Below are 19987 nucleotides of genomic sequence, written 5' to 3'. Positions count from 1 at the left end.
CGGGCAGCAAAGGGGACGCGCCATGCTGTGGCACGAAGAGGTGCTGTCATTCTGGTTTGGCGGCATCGACGACGCGAGCCTGGGGGGCGAACGGAGCGCCTGGTTCCGCAAGGATCCGCAGTTCGACGACACGATCCGCAAGCGCTTCCGGACGCTGGTCGAGGCGCTCGCAGCGGGCGAGCTGTCGCCCGATCTGGGCGACGCCCGCGCCACGCTGGCCTGGCTGATCGTCGCCGACCAGTTTCCGCGCAACCTGTTTCGCGGCACGGCGCGCGCCTTCGCTTGCGATGCGCGGGCGCGCGAGGTCGCCAAGCGGGCGCTCGCGGCCGGGCTCGACGCCCAGCTGCCGCCGGTGGCGCGCTGGTTCGTCTACCTGCCGTTCGAGCATAGCGAGAGCCTTGCCGACCAGGACGAGGCGGTACGCCGGTTTGCCACGCTGGCCGGCTATCCCGGCCAGGAGAACGTGATCGACTACGCCCACCGTCACCGCGCGGTGATCGAACGTTTCGGGCGCTTTCCCCACCGCAACGCCGCCTTGGGACGGGAAAGCACCGCGGAAGAAGCGGCGTTCCTCGCGGAACCCGGTTCCTCCTTCTAGAGAATTCGTCTGAAAAGGACTACATCATGACCATCGTCGTTACCGGCGCCGCTGGCTTCATCGGCTCCAACATCGTCAAGGCGCTCAACGGCCGCGGCATCACCGACATCATCGCGGTGGACAATCTGACCTCCGGCGACAAGTTCCGCAATCTGGTGGACTGCGAGATCAGCCACTACCTCGACAAGCACGAATTCCTCGACCTGCTGCTGGACGGCGAATACGACGGCGAGCTGATGGCCATCGTGCACGAGGGCGCCTGCTCCGACACCATGAACCATGACGGCAAGTACATGATGGACAACAACTATCAGTACACGCTGGCCCTGCTCGACTATTGCCAGAGCGAGGAGATCCAGTTCCTCTACGCCTCCAGCGCGGCGGTGTACGGCGGCGGCAGCACCTTCAAGGAGGAGCGCGAGTTCGAGGGGCCGCTCAACGTCTACGGCTATTCCAAGTTCCTGTTCGACCAGGTGCTGCGCCAGCGCATGAAGGAAGGCCTGACCGCGCAGGTGGCCGGCTTCCGCTACTTCAACGTCTACGGCCCGCGTGAGCAGCACAAGGGGCGCATGGCGTCGGTGGCGTTCCACAACTTCAACCAGTACCGCGAGACCGGCAAGGTCAAACTGTTCGGCGGCTGGGATGGCTGGGGCGACGGCTGCCAGAGCCGCGACTTCGTGTCGGTGGAAGATGTGGTCAAGGTCAACCTGTACTTCCTCGATCATCCGGAACTCTCCGGCATCTTCAACCTGGGGTCCGGCCGGGCGCAGCCGTTCAACGACGTGGCGGTGGCCACCGTCAACGCCTGCCGCCGCCACGAGGGCAAGCCGGCGCTGAGCCTGGCGGAACTGGTGGAGCAGGGCATTCTCGAGTACATCCCGTTCCCGGACGCGCTCAAGGGCAAGTACCAAAGCTTCACCCAGGCCGATATCGGCAAGCTGCGCGAGGCCGGCTACGGCGAGCCGATGCTGTCGGTGGAGCAGGGGGTGGATCGATACGTCGACTGGCTGATGACTCGCTGAGAACCAAAGACAAACAGCCCGCATTGCGGGCTGTTTGTCTTGGTGCCGAAGGGCTGGGTGTGCCGGATCAGTTCTTCGGCATGATGTTGTTGAAGACGAACTTCACGCCTTCGACCTTTTCGGCGATGGCGCCGACTTCCGCCATCTGCAGGCCTTCGTCGACGCTGCCTTCGATGGTGACGTCGTTGTTCTTGCCGGCGACCTTCAGGTTGAAGGCCTTGAGGGTCGGGTTGGCGTCGATGGCGGCCTTGACCTTGGCAGCCAGCGCGGCATCGGAGGCCTCGTCGGCCAGGGCGAACTGGGTCGGCAGCAGGGTGGCGGCCAGCAGGGCGGCTACCAGTTTCGAAGCAAAAACACGTTGTTTCATGGCGGACTCGCTTATGGAAGAAGGCGGGAACGATCATTCGTCGAAGGGCCATCCCTTGCCGTGATTCCCGATCAACCGCCATCGTAAATTTTTAATATTACAAAAAGATTGAATTAAATCGTGCGGTAGTCGATGTGCTGGTAAACCCGAGCCAAGACCATGGATTTTTTTTCGGCGGCAGCCGGTATAATGATCGGCTGATACGGAGAACCCGCATGACCCTGCCTACGTTCAAGCATCTGGAAGATTTCGTCGGCCACACCCCGCTGGTCAAACTCAAGCGCCTGCCCGGCAATACCAGCAACACCGTCCTGGTGAAGCTGGAAGGCAACAACCCGGCCGGGTCGGTCAAGGACAGGCCGGCCCTGTCGATGATCCGTCGCGCCGAGGCGCGCGGCGACATCAAGCCCGGCGACACGCTGATCGAGCCCACCAGCGGCAACACCGGCATCGCGCTGGCGATGGCGGCGGCGATGATGGGCTACCGCATGGTCCTGGTGATGCCGGACAACTCCAGCGCCGAACGGGTGCAGACCATGCGCGCCTATGGCGCCGACGTGGTGCTGACGCCGGCGGCGCTGTCGATGCCCGGCTCGATCGACGAGGCGCGGCGCAGGGAAGCGGCGGGCGAGGGCATCATCCTCGACCAGTTCGCCAACCCGGACAACCCACTGGCGCATTATGAAGGGACCGGCCCGGAAATCTGGGCCGACACCGCCGGCACCGTGACGCACTTCGTCTCCAGCATGGGCACCACCGGCACCATCATGGGCACCAGCCGCTTCCTCAAGGAAAAGAACCCGGCGATCCAGATCGTCGGTGTGCAGCCCGAGCCGGGCAGCCAGATTCCCGGCATCCGCAAGTGGGAAGACGAGTACCTGCCGAAGATCTGCGACTACTCGCGCATCGACCAACTGATGCTGGTGTCCCAGCAGTTGGCCGAGCAGACCACGCGCGACCTGGCCCGGGTCGAAGGCATCCTGGCCGGCCCGTCGTCCGGCGGCGCGCTGGCTGTTGCCTTGCAGTTGTCGCAGCAGCTGGAGAACGCGGTGATCGTCTCCATCGTCTGCGACCGCGGCGACCGCTACCTGTCCACCGGGCTGTTCGCCTGAGCGTGGCGACACCGGCGGCGTACCCAACCCTGCGATGCTCGCCGTACCAGTGGTGCGGCGTGACGTTGCAAACCGGTTTGACCGAACCGGTCTGGATGCGCCCACGACGATTCCTTAGCTCCAGCCTGAGCCTGTTTTCGACTTTCTGATTCCGTCCGCATGGCACAACACGCTTTCTCCCCCGACAAAGACGGCTCGATGAGCCCGCTGGCCTGGTATCAGGCCGCTTCGCAGAAGGAAGGCTTCATCCACGACCCGGTGCAGGCGACCGCGGTCGGCATGCTCGATGCGCTGTGGCACGAGCTGGTCGATTTCAAGGCCAAGCGCAACCGCTTCCTCGGCCGCAGCCTGCGCAGCCCCGAGGTGCCGCAGGGCTTGTACTTCTGGGGCGGGGTGGGACGCGGCAAGAGCTTCCTGATGGACGCCTTCTTCACCTGCGTGCCGTACCGGCGCAAACGCCGCGTGCATTTCCACCATTTCATGGCTGAGGTGCACAACCAGCTGCGTTCGCTGAGCAAGGAGGCCGACCCATTGGTGACGGTGGCGGAACGCATTGCCAAGACCACGCGGCTGTTGTGTTTCGATGAATTCCACGTCAGCGATATCGCCGATGCGATGATCCTGTCGCGCCTGTTGAGCGAGCTGTTCCGCCACGGCGTGATCATGGTGCTGACGTCGAACTACCCGCCGGACCAGCTCTATCCCAACGGCCTGCAGCGCAACAACTTCCTGCCGGCGATCGAGCTTTTGAAGCAGAACCTGAGCGTGTTCAATCTCGACGGCGGCAACGACTACCGCCTGCGCGAACTGACGCGCGAGCCCTTGTTCATGGTGCCGGCCGGGGCGGACAGCGATGCGCGCATGGAGGCGATGTTCGATCGTCTCACCGCCGGGGCACCGGAGTCGCCGCACCAGATCGAGGTCCAGGGACGCAAGCTGATGGTCAGGCGCCATGCGCCGGGGGTGATCTGGTTCGATTTCGCCACGCTGTGCGGCGGCCCACGCTCCCAGACCGACTACCTCGACATCGCCGGCGAATACCATACCGTGTTCGTCTCGGGCATTCCCAAGCTGTCGGCCAGCCAGGCCTCGCCGGCGCGCCGCCTGACCTGGCTGGTCGACGTGTTCTACGACCACCGCGTCAAGCTGGTGGCGAGCTGCGCGGTGGAGATCGACGATATCTACACCGAGGGCATGCAGGCCAGCGAGTTCTTCCGTACCGCGAGCCGGCTGACCGAGATGCAGTCGAGCAGCTATCTCGAGCTGCCGCACCTGGTCGACAACTTCAAGCTCGAGTCGCTGCAGTCGATCGCGCTGTGATGGCGGTTAGCCCGGAGGCATTGTGCAGCGAATACTGAATGGAATGATTTTGCCGCTGGCAGTGCTGGGGGTGTCGGGCTGTTCCGTGCTGACGGCAACCGCCACGGTGGCGAGCGCGGCGGTGGGCGTGACGACGACGGTGGTGGGCGTGGCGGCGGATGTCACCGTGGCCGCCGGCAAGGGCGTGGTCAAGGCGGGCAGCGCCGTCTACGACGCGGCGACGGCACCGAGCGAGGTTCCTCCTCCAGGAGAACCACCTCAATAGCAAGACAACAAAAAAGCGGCCATCAGGCCGCTTTTTTGACGAGAAGCGTGGTGATTACACGCGCTTCTTGAATTCGCCGGTACGGGTGTCGATTTCGATCTTTTCACCGATTTCGACGAAGGCCGGAACCGGCACTTCGAAGGTGGTGCCCTTCAGACGGGCCGGCTTCAGTACCTTGCCCGAGGTGTCGCCGCGCACGGCCGGCTCGGTGTATTCCACTTCGCGCACCACGCTGGTCGGCAGTTCGACGGAGATGGCCTTGCCGTCGTAGAAGGTCACCTGGCAAACGTCTTCCATGCCGTCGACGATGTAGTTGATAGTGTCGCCGAGGTTGTCGGCTTCCACTTCGTACTGGTTGTACTCGGTGTCCATGAACACGTACATCGGGTCGGCGAAGTAGGAGTAGGTGCAGTCCTTGCGGTCCAGCACGATCACGTCGAATTTGTCGTCGGCGCGGTATACGGTTTCGGAGCCGGCGCCGGTCAGCAGGTTCTTCATCTTCATCTTGACGACGGAGGCGTTACGGCCGGATTTGCTGAATTCGGCTTTCTGCACGACCATCGGCTCGGAGCCGACCATGAATACGTTGCCTGCGCGGAGTTCCTGTGCGGTTTTCATTGCTTCAAAGTCCCAAATCTTGAGTCGGAATTCGGAAACGGATTTCCGTAAAAACTCGCTATTGTAGCGTGTTTTCAACCATTTGCACTAGCCGGGTCGCCAGATCGCTCGGCCCCAGCGCGCGCTCGGGCCACCCATGGGCATGCCCTTGCAGTTCGTCAAGGTGCGGCGCCAGCGCGGCCCACGCCTCGGCCATGCCTTGGCCACGGTTCCAGGCGTGGTGGGTGGCGACGAGCGCGGTGCAGGCGCCGTCGGACAGGGTAGCGCCGTAGTGTGACAAAAACGCATCAAGCTTGACCAGATGCGCGTCCTCGTCCTGGAAGTAGATGTGCCAGAGCAGCGGCCGGGCTGCCCACTGCGCGCGTACGAAACTGTCCTCGCCGCGCACGATGTTGAGGTCGCACGACCACAGCAGGCGGTCGTAGCCGGGCTGGTCGGTGAACGGTAGCACGTGCACGGTGAGGCTGCCTTGTTGCCGTACCTCACCGGCCTGCAGCGTCTCTTCCCCGAATATCGCCGCCACGTCGCCCAGCACCTTGCCCACCGGCACCAGCACGCGTACCGGGCGGTTGCCTGCCGCCCACGCCTGCAGCAGCTCGCCGGCGGCTGGGGTGGCGTAGCTGAACAGGCTGATGCGCAGTTCGCCTTCTGCTCGCGGCGGTACGCCGAGTTGCTGCCAGTAGGCGGCCTGTGCCGCTGCATCTGCCTGCCAGCGCGTGCGTTCGGCCAGCAGACCGGCCTCGCAGATCAGGCCGCCGGTGCGTTCGGTGAAGCCGGGGAAGAAGAAATACTTGGTCAGCGGCAGGCGCGGGTGCGGCGAGGGCAGGCCGTGGCAGCCCTCCACCCAGTCTTCGGCGCTGAGGTATTCCAGGTTCAGCCACACTGGCTTGACCGGCCGCGCCGCCATGTTGGCGAGGTAGCTATCAGGCAGCTGGCAGCCGAAGGCCTCGATCACCACGTCGGCGGCGGCGATGCCGTCCGGAAACGCTGTCGGCCAGCGGCGCAGGGTCACGCCGTGCCGCTCTTGTTCGTCAAGATCCGGGTCGAGGTCGGGGCAGAGCCGGGCGAAGCTCGCCAGGTCGTCCACCCACAGCCGCACCGTCTGGCCGAACTCGTGCCGCAGCTGGCGTGCCAGCCGCCAGGTCACGCCGATGTCGCCGTAATTGTCGATGACGGTGCAGAAGATGTCCCAATGACGGGCGGAGAAGCGGTACGGCATGGCGGGGAGGAAAAGTGGAAACGCTGCCGAGGATACCACTGGTGGCAGGCCATGGCAGGTTTCTCGCTCCCCGGAGCAGCCAGTTGCCGTCCTTGCCGTCCGGTCGGGCCGGCCAAGGCGTCAGGGAGATACGAAATCCGGCTATAAATACTAATAGCATAAGCAGATTGATTAATGGTGGACTACGCTTACTCTCAAAGGGGCGTGGTTTCGGCGCCGCCGCACGGTCGAATCAGGCCGAGTGGCGCCGGCCGGTGCCGAGATCGATCGGGAGAGGATGCCGTGGAAATCCAGTTGTTGCCGTTCATGCTGCAGGGGGAGCGTTTTGCGCTGCCGTTGGCCCAGGTGCGCCGTGTGCTGCCCGCGCTGAAGGCGACGCCGCTGCCGGGGGCTCCGCCGGTGGTGGCCGGCGTGGTGGATCTGCGCGGCCAGTTGGTGACGGTGATCGACCTGTGCGCCCGGCTGGGCTGGCCGGCATCGCCGGCACGGCTCTGGGCGCCGTGGATCTGGGCGTGCACGGCGCGTCGTGATCTGCTGCTGCCGGTCGACACGGTGCTGTCGGTCCGGAGCGCCGTCAGCGAGGACTGGACGCCGGTCGCCTCTCTCGCCAAGGTGCCGGGCAGCGTGGCGGGGGTGCTCCGCTCCAGCGACGGTCTCTATCTGCTGCACGATCTGGACACCTTTCTCTCCGCCGCCGAGGAGCAGGCGCTGGAACGGGGGCTGGTCGAGTATGGCTCATCCGAAGCGGCCGTCTGATCCCCCCTTGCTGTCGGCCGGCCCCTTGCTGGAGCGGCTGGCCGTACGCATCCGCGAGGAACTCGGGCTGGCGTTTTCAGGCGCACGGCGCGACGACCTGGCCCGCCAGCTTGCCCTGGCCGCGCATGAGCAGGGCGGGGAACGGCCGGAACAGTGGCTGGCCGAACTCGCCGCGCGCGACTGGACGCCGGAGCAAGGGCAACGGCTGGCGCGCTATCTGACCGTGGGGGAAACCTATTTCCTGCGCGATCCGTCCTGTTTCGCCGCCGTGCGTGACACGGTGCTGCAGCCACTGGTCGAGTCCCGGCGCGGGCGGCAGCCGCAATTGAGACTGTGGAGCGCCGCCTGCTGTACCGGCGAGGAGGCCTACGGTCTGCTGTTCATGGTCGACGAGCTGCTGGGTGAGGAGCGCGACGCGTGGCGGCTGGAATTGCTGGCCAGCGATCTCAACCCGGAATTCCTGGCCAGGGCGCGGCGTGGCGTGTACGGCAGCTACGCCTTTCGCCAGGCCAGCCCGGCCTGGCGCGCGCGCCACTTTGTCGCGGAAGGAGGGCAGTGGCGGGTGGCCCCGGCCTGGCGCGACCGCATCCGCTTTTTCAGCCAGAACCTGTCCCATCCCGATTACCCCGATGCCGGGCGCGGCCTGGCCGAGCTGGACCTGATCCTGTGCCGCAACGTACTGATGTACTTCGCTCCGGAGCAGGCGGCAGCGGCGTTGGGGCGGCTGCTGGCCTGCCTGGCGCCGGACGGAGTGCTGCTGCTGTCGGCGGTGGAGGCGGGGATCGCGCTAGAAGCAGGCTTTACCGGCTCCTGGCTGGGCGACGGCTATGCCTTGCGCCGGCAGCAGCCAGCCGCCACGTCGCCGCTGCGCGTTCCGGCGCCAGTGGTGCCGTTGGTGGCGCCGCATCCACGCATCCCGGGCGGCCGTCCTGGGCCATCGCCACCCCCCGCACCCGGACCGGCCGGCAGTCGTGCTGCGCTGTGGGCGGAGGCGCTCGGGGCGCTGCAGGCGGCACGCTACGGCGATGCGGTGCTGCTGCTGGAGCGCCATCTGGCCTGTCCCGGCTTGTCGACGCCTGAGCAACTGGAGACCTGCCTCAAACTCGCCCATGCCTGCGCCAATGGCGGCCGGCACGAACAGGCCGAGCGGTGGCTGGCGAAGGCATGCGCACTCGGCCGGCTTGACGTTCGGCCTTACTGGCTGCTGACCCTGTTCCGCTATGAACAGGGGCGGCTGGGCGAGGCGCTCGATTACCTGAAAAAGGTGCGCTATCTCGCCCCGGATTTCGTCCTGGCGCCTTTTTTCGAGCTGCAGATCCGTCTGTGCCAGGGCGACGGCGCGCGCGCCGAACAGGCCCGGCGGCGTTGCCTGGAACTGCTGGCGGGACAGCCGGACGACGCGCCGGTGGCGGAGGGCGGCGGCCTCAGCGTCAAGCAGTTGCGGCTGCAGTGCCTGGCGCTGGGGGGACATCGGCTGGAGAGCACGACATGAACGATGGCGATACGACCTCCCCGGTGGCAGGCGGCATCGAGTGGTCCAGCGTCTATGCCCAGCTGCAGAGCCTGGAGAGCCAACTGGCCAGCAGCATCGAGGGCGATGCGGCGGCCTGCGAGCACAGGCTGCGCCAGCGCACGGCCAGTTGGGCCGCGCGGGAGCAGGCGGCGGACCCCGATCCGCCGTTCGAGGTGCTGGCGTTCTCGCTGGGAGAGGAGAGCTACGGCATCGCGCCGCATTACGTCGTCGAGGTGGCGCCGTTGCGCCAGTTCACCCCGCTGCCGGGGACGCCGCCGTTCGTGCTCGGCATCGTCAACCTGCGCGGGAGGATCGTGTCGGTGCTCGATTTGCGCGTGCTGTTCGAGATTCCCAAGCGTGGTTTGTCGGAGCGCAATCACCTGGTGCTGCTGCAGCATGGCGGCATGGAGTTCGGCGTGCTGGCCGACCGCATCCTCGGCATGCAATGGGTCTCGCCACATACCTTGCAGCCGGCGCTGGCCAATCTGGCCGGCATCCGCCAGGCCTACCTGCAAGGGGTCACACCCGAGCAATGGGTCATCCTGGATGGCGCCAGGCTGCTGGGGGACGAACAATTGCTGGTGGAGTACAACTCCTAGGGAGAAAGCATGCTGCTATTGAACCTGCGTACCGGTACCAAGCTGCTGCTGGCCTTCGCCGTGGTGACCGGCAGCTTTGTCGGCCTGTTGTATCTGGGCCAGGACAGCATCCGGCAGATGCACGAGAAGGGACAGGCGATCGACCAGCTCAACCGCGACATCGCCGACGTCAAGGATCTGCGCATCAACGTCAATACCATGCGTGCGGAGGTGATGGCGGTCTTGATTCGCGGCGATGGTCGGCTGGCGGACATGGAGCGCGATTTCCAGCGCCGCACCGAGGAGGACCGGGCCACGCTGGCGCGGCTCCAGGCCCGCGCCGCGGCCTCTCCGACCCTCGCCCCGCTGATCGCCGAAATCCACCAGCTGTGGCTGGCCTACGTCGAATTCCGCGACCAGCAGATCGTGCCGCGGATGCGCGATGGCCGGCTGGAGGAGGCGCGCCAGCTCGCCACCGGCCAGCAGGCGGCAAGGGTGGAGGAGTTCCGCCTGCTGGCGCGCCGGCTCGATGCGATCATCGAGCGTGAGCTGCGGCAGCTCGACGACAGCAGCCGCGCCCTGGTGGAGCGTCAGCAGCAGCTTTTCCTCGGGATAGGCGGCGGATTGCTGCTGCTGACGGTCCTGCTGGCTGGGCTGCTGACGCGCAGCATCGCCAGGCCGCTCGGAGAGCTGACCCGCTACGCGGAGCAGATCAGCGTCGGCGAGTTGCCCGGTGAGATCGGTTTTACCGGGCGCCACGACGAGGTCGGGCAGCTTGGTCAGTCCTTCGCCCGCATGGCCGGCTATCTGCAGCGCTTGGCGGATCAGGCCGAACGGCTGGCGGCGGGCGAGTTGGGCGGCAACATGGCGGCTCCCTGTTCCGAGCGCGATCTGCTCGGCCAGTCCTTCATGCGCATGGTGGCCAATCTGCGCAGCCTGGTGCAGGAAATGCACGAGGGCATCGCGGTGCTGGCGGCGGCCAGCGAGGAAATCCTCAGCGTGGCGAGCCAGGTGGCGGCCGGCGCGCAGGAAACCGCCACGGCGGTGACCGAGATCGCCACCACGGTGGACGAGGTGAAGCAGACTGCCGTCATGGCCAACGGCCGGGCGCGCCAGGTGACCGAGGCGGCGGCGCACACCCGTCAGGTGGCGCAGCAGGGGCGCGAGGCGGTGCAGCAGAGCCTGGAGAGCATGGCGCAGATCCGCGGCCAGGTCAGCGCGGTGGCCGAGAGCATCATGCGGCTGGGCGAGCAGAGCCAGACCATCGGCGAGATCGTCGCCACCGTCAACGACCTGGCCGAGCAATCGAACCTGCTGGGGGTCAACGCTTCGATCGAGGCGGTCAAGGCGGGCGAGGCCGGCAAGGGCTTCTCGGTGGTGGCGCAGGAGGTCAAGGCGCTGGCGGAGCAGTCGAAGCAGGCCACGGCGCAGGTGCGGGCGATTCTTGGCGACGTGCAGCGGGCGATGACCAAGGCGGTGCTGGCGGCGGAGCAGAGCGGCAAGGCGGTGGAGGCAGGCTACGAGCGCTCACAGTTCAGCGGCGAGGCGATCCACACCCTGACCGACAGCATCGACACCTCGAACGACGTGGCGCTGCAGATCTCCGCCACCAGCCAGCAGCAGCTGACCGGGATGGACCAGGTGGCCAGCGCGATCGACAACATCCGCCAGGCGAGCCAGGACAACGTGGCGGGCACGCGCCAGGTCGACCAGGCGGCGCGCAACCTGCACCAGCTGGGTACCCGGCTCAAGGCCGTGGCGGGGCAGTTCAAGCTGTGAGGTCGGGAGGGGCGGGATGGCTCGCCCCGGCGGATCAATCCGGGACAGAGGGAAGCCTATGATCTTGTTGAACTTGCGCACCGGAACCAAGCTGTTGCTGAGCTTCGCCGTGCTGGTGTGTGGTTTTGTCGGCCTGCTGTACCTGGCGCAGGACAGCAGCCGGCAGATTCACGAGAAAGGTCAGACGATCGACCAGTTGAACCGCGACCTGGCCGGGGTGAAGGATTTGCGGGTCAATTTCAATGTCATGCGCGCGGAACTGGTCACCGCGCTGATTCGCGGCGACCGCAGCCAGCTCGACAACCTGGAGCAGCGCCTCGCCGAGCGAACCCGGGAAGACCGCGCTACCCTCGAGCGCTTGCAGGCCAGCACCGCCGACAACCCGGCCCTGGCACCGTTGATCGGCGAAATCCGCCAGTTGTGGCTGGGCTTCATCGAAACCCGCGACCAGCAGATGCTGCCGTGGCTGCGGGCCGGCCGGCTGGAAGAGGCGCGCCAGATTGCCTTGGGATTGCAGGCCGGGCGGGCCGAACAGTTTCGCCAGCTGGCGCGGCGGCTGGATGCGGCGGGCGAGCGGCAGTTGCGGCAGCTCAGCGAAAGCAGCCAGGAGTTGTTGGCGCGCCAGCGGCAGCTCTTCCTGTGGGCTGGGGGCGGGCTGCTGCTGTTGACGGTTCTGCTGGCGTGGCTGCTGACGCGCAGCATCGCCCGGCCGCTGGGGGAGCTGACCCGCTATGCGGAGCAGATCAGCGCCGGCGAGTTGCCCAAGGAGATTCACTTCACCGCCCGCCACGACGAGGTCGGCCGGCTCGGCCAGTCCTTCGCGCAGATGGTGGCCAATCTGAGGACGCTGGTGCAGGAAATGCACGAGGGCATCGCGGTGCTGGCGGCGTCCAGCGAGGAGATCCTCAGCGTGGCGAGCCAGGTGGCGGCCGGCGCGCAGGAAACCGCCACGGCGGTGAGCCAGATCGCCACCACGGTGGACGAGGTGAAGCAGACCGCCGTCATGGCCAACGGCCGGGCGCGCCAGGTGACCGAGGCGGCGGCGCACACCCGCCAGGTGGCGCAGCAGGGGCGCGAGGCGGTGCAGCAGAGCCTGGAGAGCATGGCGCTGATCCGCGGCCAGGTGAGCGCGGTGGCCGAGAGCATCATGCGGCTGGGCGAGCAGAGCCAGACCATCGGCGAGATCGTCGCCACCGTCAACGACCTGGCCGAGCAATCGAACCTGCTGGGGGTCAACGCCTCGATCGAGGCGGTCAAGGCGGGGGAGGCGGGCAAGGGGTTCTCGGTGGTGGCGCAGGAGGTCAAGGCGCTGGCCGAGCAGTCGAAGCAGGCCACGGCGCAGGTGCGGGCGATCCTGGGCGACGTGCAGCGGGCGATGACCAAGGCGGTGCTGGCGGCGGAGCAGAGCGGCAAGGCGGTGGAGGCAGGCTACGAGCGCTCACAGTTCAGCGGCGAGGCGATCCACACCCTGACCGACAGCATCGACACCTCGAACGACGTGGCGCTGCAGATCTCCGCCACCAGCCAGCAGCAGCTGACCGGCATGGATCAGGTGGCCAGCGCGATCGACAACATCCGCCAGGCGAGCCAGGACAACGTGGCAGGCACGCGCCAGGTCGACCAGGCGGCGCGCAACCTTCATCAACTGAGCCTGCGTCTGCAGCAGCAGGCCAGCCTGTTCAAGCTGTGATCCGCCATGGCGATCGATCGTGAAGCCCTGCGCCAACGCCTGCTGAGCAGCTTCCGTGAGGAAGCGGCGGAGCGTCTGGCGGTGCTGGAGCATGAACTGCTGCGCTGGCAGCAGGCGCCGCCGCAGCAGGAATCGATCGAGACCGTGTTTCGCGAGGTGCACAGCCTGAAAGGGGCGGCGCGGGCCGTCGGGCTCACCGAGCTGGAACGGCTGAGCCACGCCTGGGAGACGCTGCTGTCGGCATTGAAGCGCGGTCAGCTGGAGTTTCAGCCGCCGCTCACCGAGATCTCGCGCGACGTCTTGCGCCTGCTGCAGCGCGCCCACGCCGGCGAGTCCCTGGCCGAGGCCCAGTACGGTGAGCTGTGCCGGGCGCTGGAAGCCGTCGCCGCCGGGGAGCAGCCGGCTCCGCGCATCATGGTGCCTCCGCTGCCGGGCATGCCGGCGAGTGCGCCGGTGGAACCGCCGCCCCCGGCGCGAGGCGACAGCGTGCGCGTGCCGGTGCAGCTGTTCGATGCCTTCCTCTACCACGGCGAGGCGCTGACCCAGAGCAAACTCGAGGCGCAGGCGCTGCGCCAGCAGTTGCGCGCCATGCAGCAGGATTTCCAGACCCTGAAACAGCGAAGGACTTCGCTCGCCCCGCTCTTGCGCCTGCTGCGCGAGAACCTGGCCGACGGCGCCGCGCCGCGTCCGGACACGCTGCATGGCCTGCTCGACTACCTGGACTGGAACCAGGACCAGCTAGACCGGCTGCACTTCAACAGCAACCAGCAGGCGCGGGCCGGCACCCATCTGGCGGCCGGCCTCGCCGGTCTGGCCGACGGCTTCGCCCAGGGCTTGCACGAGGTGCTGCAGATGCCGTGCCAGGCCCTGCTGGACGGCCTGTTGCCGGTGGTCGACGACCTGGCGCGCCAGACCGGCAAGCGGGTGCGGCTGCAACTGCCGGACACCGCCTTGCAGGTCGACAAGCGCATCCTGGACGATCTCAGGACCCCGCTGCACCACCTGGTGCGCAACGCCATCGATCACGGCATCGAGACGCCGGCGGCGCGGCTGGCGGCGGGCAAGGCCGAGAGCGGCACGCTGACGGTGGAGATCCAGCAGGAATCGGGCAGCCATTTCCTGCTGCGGCTGCGCGACGACGGCGGCGGCATCGACGCCGAGCAGGTGAAGGCCAAGGCGGTGGAGCTGGGCCTGCTGGCGGCGAGCGAGGCAGGGCTGCTGGACGAGACGCAGGCGCTGTCCTACATCTTCGAATCCGGGCTGTCGACCAGCCGGCTGTTGACCGACCTGTCCGGGCGCGGGCTGGGGCTTGCCATCGTGCGCGAGGCGGTGGAGAAGCTGGGTGGGCGCATCGGCGTGCAGTCCCGGCCGGGGCGCGGCTGCGAGTTCAGCCTGCGTTTGCCGCTCAGCCGCTCGTCGTTCCGCGCCGTGCTGGTGCGGGTCGCCGAGCGCCTGTTCGGCATGCCGGCGCAGGCGGTGGAGCGCACCCTGCGGCTGCCGCGCAGCGCCGTGCGGCGGGTGGAGAACAAGGCCACGGTCAGCGTCGACGGCCAGGTGCTGCCGCTGTGGTCGCTGGCCGAAGTGCTCGGCCTGCCGGCGGCCGAGGAGGACGGGCGCGACCTGCACCTGTTGCTGGTGGGCACCGAAGGGATACGGCATGTGCTGCAGGTCGACGAATTGCTGGGGGATCAGGAAATCACGTTGAAGTCGCTGGGGGCGCAGCTCAAGCGGGTGCGCAACCTGCTTGGTGCCACGGTGCTGGGCGACGGCACCCTGGTGCCGGTGCTGCACCCGCAGGACTTGCAGCGCAGCGCCCTGTCCTGCGCCGGTGCGGCCTTCGCCAGCAACCTGCCGGAGCGCCGCAGGGAACGGCAACGCATCCTGGTGGCCGAGGATTCGTTTACCTCGCGCGGCCTGTTGAAGGCGCTGTTGGAGACTGCCGGCTACGAGGTGCAGACCGCCAACGACGGGCTGGACGCCTGGAACGCCCTCAAGCAGGGGCAGTTCGATCTCTTGGTGTCCGACATCGAAATGCCGCGGTTGGACGGTTTCGCCCTGACCAGCAAGATCCGCGCCGACCGCACCCTGGCCGAGCTGCCGGTGGTGCTGGTCACCGCCTTGCAGTCGGCGGAGGACCGGGCCCATGGCCTAGATGTCGGCGCCAACGCCTATTTGGTGAAGAGCGGGCTGGAGCAAGATACGTTGCTCGACGCGGTGAAGCGCCTGCTGTAGAGCGGCTAACAAAACCCTCCCTGCGTTGTTGCGCTGCCTTGCCGTACTACTTGTACTGTCTGCGGCAGCGCGCCTAGCAGGGACCGCTTCGCTGGGGTTTGTTAGCCACTCTAGATATGGGGCCGGATTCATTCTATGCCGCTTGCTCCATGAATACGGACACGAGCCGGCAAGCGGTGACGACACGGCCACGGGCCTGGCCCCGGCCGTGATAACGGGAGAATCCCATGCGTGTGATGGTCATCGACGATTCCAGCGTGGTGCGCCAATTGCTGCGCACCATCCTCGAAAGCGAGGGATACGAGGTGGTCGAGGCCGTGGACGGCCTGCAGGCGCTGAGTTCGGTCGCCCGGCTGCGGCCGGACCTGGTCACCATGGACGTCCACATGCCCGGCATCGACGGCTTCGAGACCACCCAGCGGCTGCTGCAGCGCTACTCGGTGCCGGTGGTGATCGTCACCGCCAGCGCCAATACCAAGGAGGCCGAAACGGCGATCCGCGCGCTGGAGGCCGGCGCGCTGGCGGTGGTGGAAAAACCGCGCGGGCCGCTGCATCCGCAGTTCTACGAGCACGCCGAGCTGCTGATCCAGACGCTGCAGCGGGTGCAGTCGATCAAGGTGCAGCCCCCTCCGCCGCAGCCGGCCAAGGCGAGCGCCGACCCTGGGCGCTGGGACAAGCCGATCCGGCTCGTCGCCATCGGCGCCTCGGCCGGTGGGCCGGCCGCGCTGAAGGTGCTGCTCGGGGGGCTGGACGCGGCCTGTCCGTGGCCGATCCTGATCGTGCAGCACATCAGCGCCGGCTTTCTCGACAGCTTCCGCGACTGGCTCGGCATGCTCTCGCCGCTGCCGGTCCATATCGCCGAGGCAGGCCAAGCGCTGCAGCCCGGTCACCTGTACCTGGCGCCGGAGGCGCACCATCTGGCGGTGAACGGCGAGCTGCGGGTGGTGCTGACACGCTGCGCGCCACGCGAGACGGTGTGCCCGTCGATCAATCACCTGTTCGACTGCCTGGCCGGCGAACTCAAGGGCGAGGTGCTCGCCATCCTGCTGTCCGGCATGGGGCGCGACGGGGCGGCTGCGCTGGCGAAGCTCAAGGGGATGGGGGCGCTCACCCTAGTGCAGCAGCCCGACAGCGCCGTGGTCGACGGCATGCCGTCCGCCGCCATCGCGCTGGGGGCGGCGTGCCGCGTGCAGGCGCCCGAGGCCATGGCGTTGACCATAAACGGCCTGATGCGACAGACCAGCTAAGAGCCACTGACAAAACCCTCTTGGCGTTGTTGTGCGGCTTGGCCGTACTGCTTGTACTGTAGCTTCGCAGAAACTTCGGCTACGCCTTGTTTTCTGTGGCCGCACGCCTAGCCAAGACCGTTGCACTGGGTTTTGTGAGCGGCTCTAAGTGGATGGAAAGGAGGCACTCATGCTGCAGGGAACCGACATTCTGATCGTCGAAGACAGTCCGACCCAGGCGCTGCAGCTGCAGGCCCTGCTCGAAGGGCACGGCTGCCGGGTGCGGGTGGCGCGCGACGGTTTCCAGGCCTTGCGTGAAGTCTCCCGGCAGGCGCCCACCATCATGATCAGCGACATCATGATGCCGGGCATGGACGGCTACGAGCTGTGCAGCCAGCTCAAGGCGAATCCGGCCACCGCGACGATCCCGATCGTGCTGGTCACCACGCTGTCGGACCCGCGCGACGTGCTGCGCGGCCTGAGCTGCGGCGCCGACAATTTCATCCTGAAGCCCTACGACGAGAAATACCTGCTGTCGCGCATCCATTATTTCCTGGCCAACCTGGCCTTCCGCCAGCCGGAGAGGGCGGGCAGCGGCATGGAGGTGGTGCTGGAGGGCGAGCGCCACTTCATCACCTCGGCGCGCCAGCAGATCCTCGACCTGCTGATCTCCACCTACGAGCAAAGCATCCGCCTCAACCAGGATTTGCAGGCCAAGCACGACGAACTGTCGCGCTCCCATTCGCTGCTGGACTCGCTGTTCCGCTTCTCGGCCGCCATGACCGGGGCGCAAAGCGAGCGCGAGGTGATCCGGCAGGCGCTGGCCGCGGCGCTGGCCTTTCCGGAGAGCGCCGGAGCATGGCTGCTGCTGGCGGACAAGTTCCAGCTCGACGAGCCGATGCAGCTGGCCGGCTGGAACGGCCGGCTGGACGAGGGCGCCTTGCGCCACGCCATCCAGGAGGGCTGTCCCTGCCTCTACGCCGGCCGCCAGCAGGAGCTGCGCCAGGCGTTCAACATCGCACAGTGCCCGGCGCTGTCCGGCGGGGGCGGGCACTGGCACGCCTGCAGCCCGCTGCTGCTGGGCGACGAGGTGATCGGCGTGCTGAACGTGCTGCGGGCCGATCGCATGCCGTGGGACGAGTCGGCGCTGGATGCGCTCACGGTGATCGGCCAGCAACTGGCGGTGGCGCTGACCCGCGCGCGGATGTTCGAGGGGCTGGAATCGCTGGTGGCCGAGCGCACCCGCGCCCTGCGCAACGAGATGGCCGAGCGCGAGCGCGCCCAGGCGGCATTGCGCAAGAGCGAGGCATTGCTGCACAAGGTGCTGGACACGCTGCCGGTCGGGGTGTGGGTGACCGACGACAACGGCTGCATCCTGCTGCACAACCCCGAAGGCGGGCGCATCTGGGGCGCGAGCCCGAGCCCCGAGCCGCCGCAACGCTGGTACGGCGCGCAGGGCGAAGAGGTTGCTGCCGACGACCGCGAACTGTTGCGCACCATCCGCCACGACGAGGCGGCGGACAACCCGGTGCGGCAGATCGTGTCGTTCGACGGCACCGCGCGCACCCTGCTCGATGCCGTCGTGCCGCTGACCGACGAGGAGGAACAGGTGCGGGGCAGCATCCTGGTCGAACAGGACATCACCGCACAGCAGGTGATCGACCTGGAGCTGCGCATCCGCCAGCGCGCCATCGAGGCCAGCGTCAACGCGGTGCTGATCACCGACAACCGCCGTCCGGACAACCCCATCATTTACGTCAACCCGGCCTTCGAGCGCATCACCGGCTACTCGCGCGAGGCGGTGCTCGGCCGCAACTGCCGTTTCCTGCAGGGGAGCGATACCGCGCAGCCGGAGCTGGCGGCGATCCGCCGCGCCTTGCAGCACCGGCACGAAGGCAAGGCGCTGCTGCGCAACTACCGCAAGGACGGCTCGATGTTCTGGAACGAGCTGCGGGTGGCGCCGGTGCTGGACAGCCAGGGCGGGGTGAGCCATTACGTCGGCGTGCTCAACGACGTGACCGAAGCCAAGCGCTACCAGGAGGAACTGGAGCGCCAGGCCAACTTCGACACCCTGACCGGCCTGCCCAACCGCAACCTGCTGCAAGACCGCCTGGGCCAGGGCATCGTCGCGGCCAAGAGCAAGGACGAGCGTTTCGCCGTGGCGCTGCTCGACCTGGACAACTTCAAGTACGTCAACGACAGCCTGGGCCACACCGTGGGCGATGCGCTGCTGGTGGAGGTGGCGCGGCGCATCGAGAGCAGTGTGCCGGCCTTGGCCACCGTGTCGCGGCTGGGCGGGGACGACTTCGTGCTTCTGCTGCCCGAGGTGCAGACCGTCGAGCAACTGGACCACGTGCTCAAGGGGGTCATCGACCGGCTGGGCCAGCCGGTCGAACTGGGCGGCTCCGAGCTGTTCCTCACCGCCAGCATCGGCTGCTGCTTCTACCCGGACGACGGCGGCAACGCCAGCGAGCTGTTGAGCAACGCCGACACCGCCATGTACCAGGCCAAGGAACTCGGCAAGAGCCAGGTGCGCTGCTTCGCGCTGCACATGAACGACCGCGTGCAGCGGCGCGTCGAGCTGGAAGGCGCGCTGCGCCGGGCCATCGCGCAGCAGGAACTGCTGATGTACTACCAGCCGCAGCTTGACCTGCAGACCGGCCGGCTGTGCGGTTTCGAGGCGCTGATCCGCTGGCGGCTGGGGGACCGGCTGATTTCGCCGTTCGAGTTCATCCCCGTCGCCGAGGAAACCGGGCTGATCCGCGAGATCGACCGCTACGTGATCCGCGCGGTGTTCCGCCAGGTCGAGGAATGGCGCGCCGAGGGGCTGGACCCCGGCGAGGTGGCGATCAACATCTCAGCCTTCAGCCTGCAGGAAGCCGGCATCGTGCCCTATATCGCCGCCGAGATCGAACGGCGCGGCCTGCCGCCCGAGGGCATCAAGCTCGAGGTCACCGAGAGCCTGCTGATGAAGAACGTCGACACCGCGCAGCAGGTCATGTCCGAACTCAAGGCGCTCAACATGAAGTGGTCGATCGACGACTTCGGCACCGGCTACTCGGCATTGAGCTACCTGCGCCGCTACCCCTTTGACCAGCTCAAGATCGACAAGAGCTTCATCGACGACGTCAACGTCAACCCGGAAAACGCCTCGGTCACGCGCGCCATCATCAGCATGGCGCGCTCGCTGCGCATCGCCGTCATCGCGGAGGGAGTGGAGAACCGCGAACAGCTGGGCTTCCTGGCCGAAGCCGGTTGCGACCAGATCCAGGGCTATTACTACTCGCCGCCACTGCCGCCCGAGGCCTGCCGGCAATGGCTGATCCACCGTGGTCCGCCCAGCCAGGCCGCCGCGTCGACCAACCCTGCGCGTATCACCAGCGGCAGCGACGCTGCCAAGGACTGATCGCGTCCAACTCCCCCCGCCTGCTGCCGGGGCGCTCCCTGGACCCTCGCATCCGGCTCGGCGCAGGCCGATGGCAGAGCCGTGCCGGCGGCAGGGAACAATCTTGCCGCAAACCAGTCCCGTCATATCGGTGATAAGACACCCGGCTCGGGCGTGCCGCTGCCAGCGCGCCCGTCTGGAGCAGCGCTGCGCGGGTTGGGGTAGCCCGGCAGGGCACGGGCCGTCGCTGAAATCGGCCGAGCAGGCTGTCATAATGAGAACGAAAACAAGAAGGGGCGTATTCCGT

Annotated in this window: 16 protein-coding genes; 13 read left to right on the top strand and 3 right to left on the bottom strand. The window is 67.2% G+C overall.

Going from position 1 to position 19987, the window contains the following annotated elements:
* Nucleotides 1-22: 22 nt before the first annotated feature.
* Complete coding sequence (locus PSEMAI1_RS0115595) at nucleotides 23-598, top strand: DUF924 family protein (RefSeq protein WP_024303763.1); 576 nt, start codon at nucleotides 23-25, stop codon at nucleotides 596-598.
* A gap of 26 nt (nucleotides 599-624) precedes the next feature.
* A complete protein-coding gene (gene rfaD / locus PSEMAI1_RS0115590; RefSeq protein WP_024303762.1) occupies nucleotides 625-1620 on the top strand; it encodes an ADP-glyceromanno-heptose 6-epimerase in 996 nt (331 codons plus the stop codon).
* A 67-nt stretch (nucleotides 1621-1687) separates the two neighbouring features.
* Here the strand turns inward: rfaD and PSEMAI1_RS0115585 are convergent, their stop codons facing one another.
* Nucleotides 1688-1987, bottom strand: coding sequence for a BON domain-containing protein (locus PSEMAI1_RS0115585; protein ID WP_024303761.1), 300 nt, complete (start codon nucleotides 1985-1987; stop codon nucleotides 1688-1690).
* Between the two features lie 215 nt (nucleotides 1988-2202).
* On the opposite strand from PSEMAI1_RS0115585, the gene cysM reads away from it, so the two are divergent.
* From cysM to PSEMAI1_RS0115570, 3 genes are all read left to right on the top strand, one after another.
* Nucleotides 2203-3099: a cysteine synthase CysM gene (cysM, locus tag PSEMAI1_RS0115580; RefSeq protein ID WP_024303760.1), complete on the top strand. Its 897-nt coding sequence runs from the start codon at nucleotides 2203-2205 to the stop codon at nucleotides 3097-3099.
* Nucleotides 3100-3258: 159 nt separating this feature from the next.
* Nucleotides 3259-4419 carry a cell division protein ZapE gene (gene zapE, locus PSEMAI1_RS0115575; RefSeq protein ID WP_024303759.1) on the top strand — a complete coding sequence of 387 codons (1161 nt, stop codon included), beginning with the start codon at nucleotides 3259-3261 and terminating at the stop codon, nucleotides 4417-4419.
* A gap of 43 nt (nucleotides 4420-4462) precedes the next feature.
* Nucleotides 4463-4684 (top strand): hypothetical protein, encoded by a 222-nt coding sequence (locus PSEMAI1_RS0115570; RefSeq protein WP_024303758.1) that lies wholly within the window; start codon nucleotides 4463-4465, stop codon nucleotides 4682-4684.
* 54 nt (nucleotides 4685-4738) lie between these two features.
* Here the strand turns inward: PSEMAI1_RS0115570 and efp are convergent, their stop codons facing one another.
* Together efp and earP are read right to left on the bottom strand one after the other, a co-directional pair.
* Complete coding sequence (gene efp / locus PSEMAI1_RS0115565; protein ID WP_024303757.1) at nucleotides 4739-5302, bottom strand: elongation factor P; 564 nt, start codon at nucleotides 5300-5302, stop codon at nucleotides 4739-4741.
* A gap of 58 nt (nucleotides 5303-5360) precedes the next feature.
* Nucleotides 5361-6521 carry an elongation factor P maturation arginine rhamnosyltransferase EarP gene (earP, locus tag PSEMAI1_RS0115560; RefSeq protein WP_024303756.1) on the bottom strand — a complete coding sequence of 387 codons (1161 nt, stop codon included), beginning with the start codon at nucleotides 6519-6521 and terminating at the stop codon, nucleotides 5361-5363.
* 282 nt (nucleotides 6522-6803) lie between these two features.
* Here earP and PSEMAI1_RS0115555 point away from each other — a divergent pair, with 282 nt between their 5' ends.
* From PSEMAI1_RS0115555 to PSEMAI1_RS0115520, 8 genes are all read left to right on the top strand, one after another.
* A complete protein-coding gene (locus PSEMAI1_RS0115555) occupies nucleotides 6804-7277 on the top strand; it encodes a chemotaxis protein CheW (protein WP_024303755.1) in 474 nt (157 codons plus the stop codon).
* Nucleotides 7252-8769, top strand: a complete 1518-nt coding sequence (locus PSEMAI1_RS0115550) for a CheR family methyltransferase (protein WP_051460235.1) — start codon at nucleotides 7252-7254, stop codon at nucleotides 8767-8769. The genes PSEMAI1_RS0115555 and PSEMAI1_RS0115550 overlap by 26 nt, the downstream gene beginning before the upstream one ends.
* Nucleotides 8766-9389 (top strand): chemotaxis protein CheW, encoded by a 624-nt coding sequence (locus PSEMAI1_RS0115545; protein WP_024303753.1) that lies wholly within the window; start codon nucleotides 8766-8768, stop codon nucleotides 9387-9389. The genes PSEMAI1_RS0115550 and PSEMAI1_RS0115545 overlap by 4 nt, the downstream gene beginning before the upstream one ends.
* Nucleotides 9390-9398: 9 nt before the next feature.
* On the top strand, nucleotides 9399-11147 hold the full coding sequence (locus PSEMAI1_RS0115540) for a methyl-accepting chemotaxis protein (RefSeq protein WP_024303752.1): 1749 nt from the start codon (nucleotides 9399-9401) through the stop codon (nucleotides 11145-11147).
* A 58-nt stretch (nucleotides 11148-11205) separates the two neighbouring features.
* The gene (locus PSEMAI1_RS0115535) at nucleotides 11206-12837 is read left to right on the top strand and encodes a methyl-accepting chemotaxis protein (protein ID WP_024303751.1); all 1632 of its coding nucleotides are present in this window, start codon (nucleotides 11206-11208) and stop codon (nucleotides 12835-12837) included.
* A 6-nt stretch (nucleotides 12838-12843) separates the two neighbouring features.
* Entirely contained in the window at nucleotides 12844-15069 is a 2226-nt protein-coding gene (locus PSEMAI1_RS0115530; protein WP_024303750.1) for a response regulator, read from the top strand.
* Between the two features lie 227 nt (nucleotides 15070-15296).
* Nucleotides 15297-16316 (top strand): chemotaxis protein CheB, encoded by a 1020-nt coding sequence (locus PSEMAI1_RS0115525; RefSeq protein WP_024303749.1) that lies wholly within the window; start codon nucleotides 15297-15299, stop codon nucleotides 16314-16316.
* 169 nt (nucleotides 16317-16485) lie between these two features.
* Nucleotides 16486-19701 carry an EAL domain-containing protein gene (locus PSEMAI1_RS0115520; protein WP_024303748.1) on the top strand — a complete coding sequence of 1072 codons (3216 nt, stop codon included), beginning with the start codon at nucleotides 16486-16488 and terminating at the stop codon, nucleotides 19699-19701.
* Nucleotides 19702-19987: the final 286 nt, after the last annotated feature.

Origin of the sequence: Pseudogulbenkiania sp. MAI-1 (assembly GCF_000527175.1) — a bacterium.
Taxonomy (GTDB): Bacteria; Pseudomonadota; Gammaproteobacteria; order Burkholderiales; family Chromobacteriaceae; genus Pseudogulbenkiania.
This window is presented reverse-complemented; position numbering and strand designations above follow the sequence as displayed.